General features: G+C 68.0%; 12 protein-coding genes and 1 pseudogene. 2 read left to right on the forward strand and 11 right to left on the reverse strand.

Annotated elements, in window-relative coordinates; all coding sequences use genetic code 11:
• Positions 1-217: 217 nt before the first annotated feature.
• The 8 genes from era to hrcA all read right to left on the reverse strand — a co-directional run bounded on the left by era (position 218) and on the right by hrcA (position 7,341).
• Positions 218-1,129, reverse strand: coding sequence for a GTPase Era (gene era / locus VIM54_RS12015; RefSeq protein WP_414673221.1), 912 nt, complete (start codon positions 1,127-1,129; stop codon positions 218-220).
• Entirely contained in the window at positions 1,119-2,423 is a 1,305-nt protein-coding gene (locus VIM54_RS12020) for a hemolysin family protein (protein ID WP_331901623.1), read from the reverse strand. The genes era and VIM54_RS12020 overlap by 11 nt, the downstream gene beginning before the upstream one ends.
• Positions 2,424-2,427: 4 nt before the next feature.
• Positions 2,428-2,889: an rRNA maturation RNase YbeY gene (ybeY, locus tag VIM54_RS12025; RefSeq protein ID WP_331901637.1), complete on the reverse strand. Its 462-nt coding sequence runs from the start codon at positions 2,887-2,889 to the stop codon at positions 2,428-2,430.
• Between the two features lie 2 nt (positions 2,890-2,891).
• Positions 2,892-3,911 (reverse strand): PhoH family protein, encoded by a 1,020-nt coding sequence (locus tag VIM54_RS12030; RefSeq protein WP_331901639.1) that lies wholly within the window; start codon positions 3,909-3,911, stop codon positions 2,892-2,894.
• Between the two features lie 73 nt (positions 3,912-3,984).
• Complete coding sequence (locus VIM54_RS12035; protein WP_331901624.1) at positions 3,985-4,341, reverse strand: histidine triad nucleotide-binding protein; 357 nt, start codon at positions 4,339-4,341, stop codon at positions 3,985-3,987.
• Between the two features lie 69 nt (positions 4,342-4,410).
• Complete coding sequence (locus VIM54_RS12040) at positions 4,411-5,139, reverse strand: 16S rRNA (uracil(1498)-N(3))-methyltransferase (RefSeq protein ID WP_331901625.1); 729 nt, start codon at positions 5,137-5,139, stop codon at positions 4,411-4,413.
• A 5-nt stretch (positions 5,140-5,144) separates the two neighbouring features.
• A complete protein-coding gene (gene dnaJ / locus VIM54_RS12045) occupies positions 5,145-6,251 on the reverse strand; it encodes a molecular chaperone DnaJ (protein WP_331901626.1) in 1,107 nt (368 codons plus the stop codon).
• Between the two features lie 67 nt (positions 6,252-6,318).
• A complete protein-coding gene (gene hrcA, locus VIM54_RS12050) occupies positions 6,319-7,341 on the reverse strand; it encodes a heat-inducible transcriptional repressor HrcA (protein WP_331901628.1) in 1,023 nt (340 codons plus the stop codon).
• A gap of 209 nt (positions 7,342-7,550) precedes the next feature.
• On the opposite strand from hrcA, the gene VIM54_RS12055 reads away from it, so the two are divergent.
• Positions 7,551-7,946, forward strand: a complete 396-nt coding sequence (locus VIM54_RS12055) for a DUF4870 domain-containing protein (RefSeq protein WP_331901630.1) — start codon at positions 7,551-7,553, stop codon at positions 7,944-7,946.
• Positions 7,947-8,000: 54 nt separating this feature from the next.
• Complete coding sequence (locus VIM54_RS12060; RefSeq protein WP_331901632.1) at positions 8,001-8,381, forward strand: DUF4870 domain-containing protein; 381 nt, start codon at positions 8,001-8,003, stop codon at positions 8,379-8,381.
• A gap of 9 nt (positions 8,382-8,390) precedes the next feature.
• Here the strand turns inward: VIM54_RS12060 and hemW are convergent, their stop codons facing one another.
• The 3 genes and pseudogenes from hemW to VIM54_RS12075 all read right to left on the reverse strand — a co-directional run.
• On the reverse strand, positions 8,391-9,662 hold the full coding sequence (gene hemW, locus VIM54_RS12065; RefSeq protein ID WP_331901633.1) for a radical SAM family heme chaperone HemW: 1,272 nt from the start codon (positions 9,660-9,662) through the stop codon (positions 8,391-8,393).
• Positions 9,663-9,668: 6 nt separating this feature from the next.
• Entirely contained in the window at positions 9,669-10,343 is a 675-nt protein-coding gene (locus tag VIM54_RS12070) for a DUF1990 domain-containing protein (protein ID WP_331901635.1), read from the reverse strand.
• Positions 10,344-10,877, reverse strand: a pseudogene (locus VIM54_RS12075) (elongation factor 4); the annotation flags it as partial.

A 10,877-nucleotide genomic window follows, 5' to 3' on the forward strand; every position in this document is an offset into this window, starting at 1 on the left:
GGGCAACAACGTGTGGAAACCGGCTCGAAAGGACAGCTGTTACCGAGTGACTGCCGGCGCGCGCAAGAACTGCCCGCTGGGGGCCGCCTCGGGGAGCGGACGGGAGGCAGAAGGGGAGTGGACACGAGGCAGAAGGGGAGCGGACGCGAGGCAGAAGGGGAGTGGACGTGAGGCAGAAGACGTGGGCAGAGAAAGCGCCGTCACGGGCGAGTTCCGCCTAGAACCCCAGCCGCCCCAGCTGCTTCGCGTCGCGCTGCCACTCCTTGGCCACCTTGACGCGCAACGACAGAAAGACCTGGCGACCCACGAGCTTCTCGATCTCGACCCGGGCACGGGCGCCGACATCCTGGAGGCGCTGGCCCTGATGGCCGATGATGATGCCCTTCTGGCTGTCCCGCTCCACGAACAGGTTCGCGTAGATCTCCACGAGATCCTTGTCGTCGCGCTCGACGATGTCATCGATGGTCACCGCGATCGAGTGCGGAAGCTCGTCCTCCACGCCCTCGAGAACGGCCTCACGGATGAGCTCGCTGATCCGGTCGTCGAGGCTCTCCTCGGTCACGGCATCCGCCGGGTAGAGCGCGGCCGACACGGGGAGCAGGCGGATCAACTCGGTGGCGAGCGTGTCCAGCTGGATGCGGCTGGTCGCCGACACGGGGATGATCGCCTCCCAGTCGCGCAGCTCAGAGACGGCGAGCAGCTGGGCGGCGACGGCCGGGCGCGACGCGGCATCGATCTTCGTCACGATCGCCACCTTCTTCGCGCGCGGGAACGAGTCGAGCTGCTCATTGATGTACCGGTCGCCTGGCCCGATCTTCTCGTTGGCCGGCATGCAGAAGCCGACCACATCCACGTCCGCCAGCGTCGACTGTACGATGCTGTTGAGCCGCTCGCCGAGAAGGGTGCGCGGGCGGTGCATGCCCGGCGTGTCGACGAGGATCAGCTGGCCGTTCTTCTGGTGCGCGATGCCCCGGATGGCGCGGCGGGTGGTCTGCGGCTTGGACGAGGTGATGGCGACCTTCTCGCCGACGAGCGCGTTGGTGAGCGTCGACTTGCCGACGTTCGGACGCCCGACGAACGACACGAAGCCGGCCCTGAACTCCACTGGTGCCTGGGGCTCATTCGCCACGGTCGTCTCCATTGCTTGGTTTGCCGAACGCCGCCTGAGCGTCGATGAGGGCCTGATCGCGCTCGACGAGCACGGTGCTGAGCCGCTTGCGACGGCCCTCCGTGCGCTCGGCGGTAAGGATGAGTCCAGAATACGTGGCCACGGAGCCGGCCAGCGGCAGTCGCCCGAGCGCCTTGGTGAGCAGCCCGCCGACCGAGTCGACGTCGTCGTCCTCCAGGTCGATCGCGAAAAGCTCGCCGAGCTCGTCCACCGGAAGCCGCGCACTCACCCGGAACACGCCGTCGTCGAGCTTCTCGATCTCCACGACCTCGTGGTCGTATTCGTCCGAGATGTCGCCGACGAGCTCCTCGATCAGGTCCTCGAGCGTCACGAGCCCGGCGATCCCGCCGTACTCGTCGACGACCATCGCGAGGTGGTTCGATTCGAGCTGCATCTGCCGCAGCGTGTCGTCGGCCTTCTTCGACTCCGGGATGAACACGGCGGGACGCACGAGTTCGCCCACGGTGATCGTGTCCATGCCGAGCGGCCGCTCGTAGCCGAGCCTCGCCACGTCCCTCAGGTAGAGGATGCCGCGCACCTCGTCCACATCCTCGCCCATCACGGGCATGCGGGAGACGCCTTTGCTCAGGAACAGCCCCATCGCGGCGCCGAGGTTCTCGGTGTCGTCGATCGTGACCATGTCGGTACGCGGGATCATCACCTCACGCACGACGGTGTCGCTGAATTCGAAGATCGAGTGGATGAGCTCGCGGTCGTCCTCCTCGAGCACCTTGTCTTCCGTGGCCTCGTCCACCATGCTCAGCAACTGCTCCTCGGACGAGAAGCTCGCCCGGCGGCCCGGCGTGACGCGGTTGCCCACGGCGACGAGCGCGGCGGCGATCGGGCCGAGGGACACCCGGATGGCGTGCACGACCCAGGCCGACCAGCGCGCGATCGCCCGGGCGTGAACCCGCCCGACGCTGCGCGGGCTCGAGCCGACGAGCACGAAGGAGACGGTGATCATGATCAGCGCCGAGGCCAGCAACGCCCACCACCAGTCGGCGAAGACGTAGGCGAACGACAGGGACACGAGCACCGCGGCAGTCGTCTCCGCGACGACGCGCATGAAGTTGACGGCGTTGACGTGCGCGCCGACATCGCCGGCGATCGCGAGGAGGGAGTTGCGGGCCCTCGAGTGTGCGGCGATCTCGAGCAGGTCGTTGCGCGAGAGCACACCGAGCGCCGCGTCGGCCGCGGCGAGCAGGCCACCGAAGATCACCAGCAGGACGGCGACGCTGACGAAGATCGGGATCATGCGTCTATCGTCGTCGCTCGGCGAGGGAGAAACCAGCGAGGATGTCGCGCTGCACGCCGAACATCTCCTTCTCCTCGTTCGGCTCCGCATGGTCGAAACCGAGCAGGTGCAGGATGCCGTGGGTGGTGAGCAGAAGCATCTCTTCGAGCGGGCTGTGGCCGGCGGTCTCCGCCTGGGCCACCGCCACCTGCGGGCAGATCACGATGTCGCCGAGGAGCCCGGCCGGGGTCATGGCGTCTTCGGTGCCCGGACGCAACTCGTCCATGGGAAAGCTCAGCACATCCGTGGGACCCGGCTCGTCCATCCACTGCAGGTGCAGCTGCTCCATGGCGCCCTCGTCGACGAGGATGATCGCCAGCTCGGCGTCCGGGTGCACATGCAGCTGGTCGAGCGCGAAGATCGCGAGCCGCTGGATGGCGGCTTCGTCGACCGGGATCGTGGTCTCGTTGTTGATCTCGATCGACACTGTCAGCGGCCCCATCTCTTGCCCAGGCGGTCCTGGGGCGGCCCGCCCGAGCGGCGCTCGGACCGGTTGACGCCTTCCGACGCCTGCTGGCGCTCGAACTTCTGCGCCTGCCTCTCTGCGTCGTACCTCGTGTACGCATCCACAATGCGGCCAACGAGGCTGTGCCGCACGACGTCGTCGCTCGTGAGCCGCGCGAAATGGATCTCGTCCAGTTCCTCGAGCACCCGGGTGACCAGCTGAAGCCCGCTCGCGCCGGCCGGAAGGTCCACCTGGGTCACGTCGCCGGTGACCACCATCTTCGAGCCGTGGCCGAGTCGCGTGAGGAACATCTTCATCTGCTCCGGCGTCGTGTTCTGCGCCTCGTCGAGCACGATGAACGCCTCGTTGAGGGTGCGACCGCGCATGTAGGCGAGCGGCGCGACCTCGATCGTTCCCGCGGCGAGCAGCTTGGGCACGATCTCCGGATCCATCATCTCGTTGAGCGCGTCGTAGAGCGGACGTAGGTACGGGTCGATCTTGTCGGTGAGCGTGCCCGGCAGATAGCCGAGCCGCTCGCCGGCCTCCACCGCCGGCCGGGTGAGGATGATGCGGCTCACCTCCTTGCGCTGCAGCGCCTGCACGGCCTTCGCCATCGCCAGGTAGGTCTTGCCGGTTCCGGCCGGGCCGATTCCGAACGTGATGGTGTTCTCGTCGATGGCATCCACATACTGCTTCTGTCCGAGGGTCTTGGGCCGGATGCTCTTGCCCCGGCTGGTGAGGATCGCCTGGCTGAGCAATTCCGCCGGACTCACCCGCGGGTCGGCACTGAGAATCTTCGCCGACTCCTCGACATCGCGCTGGCCGAGCTCTTGGTCGCCACGCACCATCGTCACCAACTCCTCTACGAGCCTCACGGCCGATCGCACCTGGTCGGCATCGCCATCCAGGGTGATTTCGTTTCCGCGCACGAGAACCTCGACGCGCGGGTACTGCCTCTCGATGGTCTTGAGCAGCCGGTCCTGCGGCCCGAGAAGCCGCACCATGGCCACGCCGTCAACGCGCAACTCGACGTGCTCGCGGTCGCCAGGGGTCGACGCGTCCGAACCGAATCGATTGCTACTGGCCAAGGGTTCCTTCCGGCAGCGAGCCGCCAAGAACGTGGGCGTGGACGTGGAAGACGGTCTGGCCGACGGACGGCCCGGTGTTGAAGACGAGGCGGAATTCGCCGCCGGAACGCTCGGTCGCGAGCTGCTGGGAGACCGCGACGACCTCGGCGAGCAGCGCGGGGTCCCCCGCGGCGAGTTCGCCGACGTTGCGGTAACGCTCCGTCTTGGGGATCACCAGCAGGTGCACTGGCGCCTTCGGCGCGACGTCGGTGATCGCGATGATGCGCTCGTTCTCGAACACCACGTCGGCCGGGATCTCCCGAGCGATGATCTTCGTGAAGATCGAACTCTCCTGCGTTTCTGACATGCCTCTAGCTTAGAAGACCGGGCCGCGCGCGGCGGCGGCGTTCGCTACCAGCGGCCGAGTTGGGCATTGCTACCAGCGGCCGAGTTGGGCATTGAGCACCGCGATGGCCGCCGGCCCCGCACTCGAGGTGCGGAGGATCGTGTCGCCCAGCCGCACCAGCATCGCGCCCGCTCCCTCGAGCCTGCTCAACTCGGACGGCGCGATTCCCCCCTCCGGGCCGACGACGAGCACCACGTCCCGCCCGTCCGGCTCGAGAGCGGTGATCGCGGTCTGCGCGGTCGGCTCGAGCACGAGCATCCGGGTGTCGGCGGCGAGCGCCGCGAGCACGACGGTCGAGGCGAGGTCGCCCACCTCCGGGATCCAGGTGCGCATGGACTGCTTGCTCGCCTCGCGCACAATCGCGGTCCAGCGATCGTGGCCCTTGCGGATCCTGGCGCCCTCCCACTTGACGATCGAGCGCTGGGCCGCCCACGGGATCACTCCGTCGACGCCGAGCTCTGTGGCCTGTTGCACCGCGTACTCGTCGCGGTCGCCCTTGGCGAGGGCCTGGGCGAGCCAGACGGCCGGGCTGTTCGGCTCGCTTCGCTCGACCGAGGCGACCTCCACCACGAACTCGGACGGCTCGGCCGACACGACAGCTCCCGTGACGACGAGCCCCGCCCCGTTGCCGACCGAGATCGACTCACCAACGGCGATGCGGCTCACCGTTACCGCGTGCCGTGCCTCCTGCCCGGTCACCGACACGCGGCCGCCGACGGCCGCCTCGGTGAGCTCCTCGTTCAGGTAGAAGTGAGCCACGGGACTCAGATGTTGAGGAAGCGGTCGCGGAGCTTCTGGAAGAGCCCCTGCTGGAAGTGGGTGAGCGTGGGCGGCGCCGACCGGTGCGACCCGGCGAACTGCTTGATCAGGTCCTGCTCCTTGTGGCTGAGCTTGCTCGGCGTGGTCACCTGCACGCCGATCTTGAGGTCGCCGCGCCCGTTGCCGCGCAGCCTCGTGACACCGCGGTCCTTGAGCGTGATCACCTCGGCGCTCTGGGTTCCCGGCTTGATGTCCACCGCGACCTCCCCGTCGAGCGTCTTGAGGACGGTGCGGGTGCCGAGGATCGCATCCGTCATCTGCACCTCGAGGGTCGCCAGCAGGTCGTCCCCGTTGCGGCTGAAGACGTCGTGGTGGCGCACCTTGATCTCGAGGTAGAGGTCGCCGTTCGGGCCGCCGGCCGGACCCACCTCGCCCTGGCTGGGCAGCTGAAGGCGGAGGCCGGTGTCGACGCCGGCCGGAATGTCCACCGGGATCGTGCGGCGGGCGCGAACGCGGCCCTGGCCCTGGCAGGTGGGGCAGGGGTTCGGGATGACCGTGCCGTAGCCGCGGCAGGTGCCACACGGGCTCGACGTCATGACGTTGCCGAGCAGGCTGCGCACGGCGCGCTGGATCTGGCCGCTGCCGCGGCAGATGTCGCAGGTCACCGGCTGCGTGCCGGGGGCGCAGCAGGAGCCGTTGCAGGTCTCGCAGAGCACGGCCGTGTCCACCTCGACGTCGCGCGTCGTGCCGAAGATGATCTCGTCCAGGTCCACCTCCACCCGCACCAGGGCATCCTGTCCCCGCTCGCGCCGGGAGCGCGGGCCGCGGCTCGTGCCGCCGCCGAAGAAGGTCTCGAAGATGTCGCCAAAGCCGCCGAAGTTCGCCCCACCACCGCCGCCGAAGCCGGTCTGCGGGCCGAGGTCGTACTGCTGGCGCTGCTGCGGGTCGGACAGGACGTCGTACGCGTGTGTCACGAGCTTGAACCGCTCGGAGGCGTCCGCCCCCGGGTTCACATCGGGATGCAGTTCCCGCGCGAGCCGACGATACGCCTTCTTGATCTCGTCAGTCGTCGCTTCGCGCCCGACACCGAGTACTTCGTAGTGGTCAGCCAATCCAATTCCTTTGCATTCTCGGCGCGATCGTGGCGAGCCCGGGGGCCGGCCACCGCGCCGATGTCATTCATTCCTCGCCGAGCAGGCGGGAAAGATAGCGGGCCACGGCTCTCACCGCGGCGATGTTGTTGGAGTAGTCCATTCGGGTCGGACCGATCACGCCGAGCCGGGACAGCTCGCCTCCGGATGCCGTGTACCCCGTCGTGAGCACCGAGGTCTCTCCGAGCCCGAATTGCGCATTCTCGCTGCCGATGCTCACCGAGAACCCGTTCTGGTCGGGTTCCATCTCGCCGAAGAGCCGCAGCAGCGTCACCTGCTCCTCGATCGCCTCGAGCACCGGGTAGATGCTTCCCGTGAAGTCTTCCTCCGTGCGCACGAGGTTGGCCGCACCGGCCATCACGAGCTTGTCCTGCCGGTTGGCGAGCACCTGCTCGATGAGCGAGGTGGCGATGTGTTTCACGGCCGGCGCCTGCTCCGCCGGGAACTGGTCGGCGAGCGTCGCGAGCCTTTCGGCGGCCTCCGCGAGCGCGAGCCCACCGAGCGATGAATTGAGCCTGGTGCGCAACCGGTCGAGAAATTCTTCGTCGAGCCCCGGCGATACGTCGATGAGCCGCTGTTCGACCCGGCCGGTGTCCGTGATCAGCACCGTCATCATCCGTGTCGCGGTGAGGCGCACGAGTTCGACGTGGCGGATGCGGGACCGGGTGAGCGACGGATACTGCACGAGCGCCACTTGGCGCGTGATCTGGGAGAGCAGGCGGACCGTGCGGCCCAGAACCTCGTCGAGGTCGGCGGATGCCCCGAGGAACTTCTCGATGGCGGTGCGCTGGGCGGCACTCAGCGGGCGCAGGTCGGCGAGCTGGTTGACGAAGACGCGGTAGCCCTTGTCGGTGGGGATGCGGCCGGACGACGTGTGCGGCGCGGCGATGAGCTCCTCCTCCTCGAGGAGCGCCATGTCGTTGCGGATGGTCGCCGCCGACACCCCGAAGGAGTGACGGTCCACGATCGACTTCGAGCCGACCGGTTCCCGGGAGGCAACATAGTCCTGCACGATGACGCGGAGCACGTCGAGACCACGCTCAGACACCATCCAGCACCACCTCCGGTCTTAGCACTCGCAACTGCAGACTGCCAATTGTATCGCGACACGCTGCGACGCAGGCATTGCACCCGGAGCGAAACGAGCAGTACCGTATGCATGTACTCACACACGAACTCTTCTCACCGAGAATGGCGGCGGCGCGAGTGCACCACGGCCCTGTTGACAGGGTCGGGCCGCTCACTCGAAAGGCAACGCACATGACCGAACCGACACCGCAGCCGATGGCTCCTCAGCCGGCTGCGCCTCTCACGGCTGCCGAAGACAAGCAGTGGGCCTCGTTCGCGCACTTCGGCGGAATCCTGTGGTTCCTCCCCGCGCTCATCATCTTCCTAGTCTTCAAAGATCGCGGAACGCTGACCCGGCAGGAGTCCAAGGAAGCACTCAACTGGCAGATCACCTGGATCGGTGCCTGGATCATCCTCGAGGTCCTCTGGGTCATTACGGCTGCGGTGTTCTTCCCCATCGCCCTGCTGATCGGATTCCTGCAGTTCGCCCTCTATGTGGTGAACCTCATCTTCTCGATCCTCGGCGGCGTCAAGGTTAACGGTGGCGGCAGCTACCGCTACCCGGTCGCGCTTCGCCTCATCAAGTAGCACCGAAGGGGCGTCCGGGAGCAGCGCTCCCGGACACCTTGCTTTAATGGGGTCATGTCCGAAACCACAACTCCCCCCGGCAGCCCCCACCAGACCGTGCAGCCGCTCAGCCCGGCAGACGAGAAACTCTGGGCGACGCTCATCCATGTGGGCGGCATCTTTTTCCACTTCCTGCCCGCGCTCATCGGCTACATCGTGCTCAAGGATCGCGGGCCGTTCGTGCGCCAGCACACGACGTCCGCGCTCAACTTTCAGCTCACAGTGCTGCTCGGCTACATGGTCGGGCTCTTCACAATCTGGATCTTCTTCATCGGCGCGCTGATCCTCGTCGCGGTCGCCGTACTCAACATCGTCTTCTGCATCGTCGCCGCGGTCGCGGCTGACCGAGGGGAGCCGTACGTGTACCCGATGGCGATCAAGTTCATCGGCGACTGAAGCCGTCGGCTACTCGTCGAGCAGCCGTCGCACGACGGCATCGGCGAGTAGCCGCCCCCGCAGCGTCAGCCGGATCGTGCCGCGCAGGGCTGCGGTTCCGTCCACCAGGCCGTCGCCGATGAGCCCGGCGACAGCGGTGCGCGCCGGTGCCGGAAGCTCCGACACGGCGAGGCCGTCGCGGATGCGGGTGTTCAGGAGCACCCGCTCCACCCGCCGGGTCTCGTCGTCGAGAGTCTCGCGCCCCGCCGCCGGCGAGTGTCCGGCGAGGATCCGCTCGGCGTAGGCGGCCGGATGCTTCACGTTCCACCAGCGCACTCCCCCCACGTGGCTGTGGGCGCCAGGTCCCACGCCCCACCAGTCGTGGCCCTGCCAGTAGGCGAGATTGTGGCGGGAGCGCTGGTCGGCGGCGCTCGCTCCGACCGTCGGCAGCGCGCCATCCGCTACGCCGGCCGGCCTCGACCAGTTGCTCACCTCGTACCAGCCGTAGCCGCTCGCCTCGAGCAACTCGTCGGCGAGCTCGTACATGTCGGCCTGCAGGTCTTCGTCGGGCTGGGCGACCTCGCCGCGCCGAATCTGCCTGGCCAGCTTCGTGCCGTCCTCGACGATGAGCGCGTACGCGGAGAGGTGGTCGGGATGCTGCGCGAGCGCGTGCTCGAGGGACGTTCGCCAGTCCCCGAGCGACTCGCCCGGTGTGCCGTAGATGAGGTCGAGGCTCACCGCGAGCCCGGCGGCGTGGGCCCACTCGACGACGAGAGGCACCCGCTCGGGGTCGTGGGTGCGTTCGAGGGTCGCGAGCACGTGCGGCACGGCGGACTGCATGCCGAACGACACGCGGGTAAAGCCGGCGGCTGCGAGGGCGAGGAGGTAGTCCGCATCCACCGAGTCGGGGTTCGCCTCGGTCGTGACCTCGGCTCCGTCGGCGAGCCCCCAGGTGTCGCGCACCGCGGCGAGCATAGCGGCGAGGTCGGTCACGGGAAGCATCGTCGGCGTACCCCCGCCGAAGAACACGGTCGAGGCTACCCGCGGCGGCAGCCCGGCACGGTCGAGGATCTGCCTCCCCATGGCGATTTCGGCGATTGCCTGGCCGGCGTAGTCCGTGCGTTTCGCGCCCCGAAGTTCGTCGGAGGTGTAGGTGTTGAAGTCGCAGTATCCGCAGCGCACCCGGCAGAACGGCACGTGCACGTAGACGCCGAAGTTTCGCTCGCCGGCGCCGGCCGCGACGCTCGCGGGCAGCGAGCCGTCGAGGGGAGCCGGATCGGCGATGGGGAGGGCGCTTGGCATGGGTTCTCAGCCGGCCGGGCCCGGCGACTCGACCGGTCCGGACAGCGACTCGAAGTACCGGCGGGTGTAGAACGCCTGCGACGCCCGAAGCACCGGGTAGACGAGCCACCACAATCCATTGGCGGGCCGGGAGAACGCGCTGATTTCGAGCCACACCGATCCGTCGTCTGTCTGCTCCACGATGAAGGACTCCTCGCCCTCCTCCGGATGTCCGGGCAGGGTCCCATAGGCGAACCCGCGGCGCTGCGGCTCGTCGACCACGTAGACGACCCTGGCGGGTGCGGACACCCTGAACGGACCGAAGGGGATGGAGAGCAGCGCGGTCGACCCTGGCGCGACGAACGGCATCCCGTACGGGCCGAAGACCACCTCGTCGGCGGCCGCCCCGACCTGGCTCGCGATCGGAGCCCCCGCCGGGTCGAACGAGACGGGCACGTACGTCTGGTCGGTGACGGCGGCCGGAGCGTCGACCAGGTCGACGTGGAACCCGCTCCTGGTCTGGATGCCCCAGGACAGCACCGTGGTCCAGGCGTGGCGCCAGCGGTCCTCGCCGTGCCCGATGCGCACCCGCTCGCGGTACGGCCGATAGCCGGCCGGCGCGTTATCGAGCAGGTCCGCGGCCTGGGTCGCGCCGACTGCGGCGTACGTGACGGGGCGTTCCCACAGCGGGAGCCTCGACATCTACTTCTTTTCCTTCTTCTCCGTGTCCCCGGAGAGCGCGGCGATGAACGCCTCCTGGGGCACCTCGACCCGGCCCACCATCTTCATGCGCTTCTTGCCCTCCTTCTGCTTCTCGAGGAGCTTGCGCTTGCGGGTGATGTCACCGCCGTAGCACTTGGCCAGCACGTCCTTGCGCATGGCGCTGATCGACTCCCGCGCGATGATCCTCGCGCCGATGGCGGCCTGGATCGGCACCTCGAACTGCTGGCGCGGGATGAGCTTCTTGAGGCGCTCGGTCATCAGCACGCCGTACGCGTAGGCCTTGTCGCGGTGCACGATCGCGCTGAACGCGTCGACCGCCTCGCCCTGCAGCAGGATGTCGACCTTCACGAGATCGGCCTCCTGCTCGCCCACCGGCTCGTAGTCGAGGCTCGCGTAGCCCTGGGTGCGGCTCTTGAGGTGGTCGAAGAAGTCGAAGACGATCTCGCCGAGCGGCATCGTGTAGTGCAGCTCCACCCGGTCCTCGCCCACATATTCCATGCCCTGCATGGTGCC

It is taken from the genome of Lacisediminihabitans sp. (assembly GCF_036569425.1).
Classification (GTDB): domain Bacteria; phylum Actinomycetota; class Actinomycetes; order Actinomycetales; family Microbacteriaceae; genus Lacisediminihabitans.

Coding starts and splice junctions, on each gene's coding strand:
- VIM54_RS12020 (WP_331901623.1), bottom strand. CDS start 2,423: ATGATCCCGATCTTCGTCAGCGTCGCCGTCCTGCTGGTGATCTTCGGT.
- VIM54_RS12030 (WP_331901639.1), bottom strand. CDS start 3,911: ATGGTGCGGCTTCTCGGGCCGCAGGACCGGCTGCTCAAGACCATCGAG.
- VIM54_RS12035 (WP_331901624.1), bottom strand. CDS start 4,341: ATGTCAGAAACGCAGGAGAGTTCGATCTTCACGAAGATCATCGCTCGG.
- hrcA (WP_331901628.1), bottom strand. CDS start 7,341: ATGGTGTCTGAGCGTGGTCTCGACGTGCTCCGCGTCATCGTGCAGGAC.
- VIM54_RS12055 (WP_331901630.1), top strand. CDS start 7,551: ATGACCGAACCGACACCGCAGCCGATGGCTCCTCAGCCGGCTGCGCCT.
- VIM54_RS12060 (WP_331901632.1), top strand. CDS start 8,001: ATGTCCGAAACCACAACTCCCCCCGGCAGCCCCCACCAGACCGTGCAG.
- hemW (WP_331901633.1), bottom strand. CDS start 9,662: ATGCCAAGCGCCCTCCCCATCGCCGATCCGGCTCCCCTCGACGGCTCG.
- VIM54_RS12070 (WP_331901635.1), bottom strand. CDS start 10,343: ATGTCGAGGCTCCCGCTGTGGGAACGCCCCGTCACGTACGCCGCAGTC.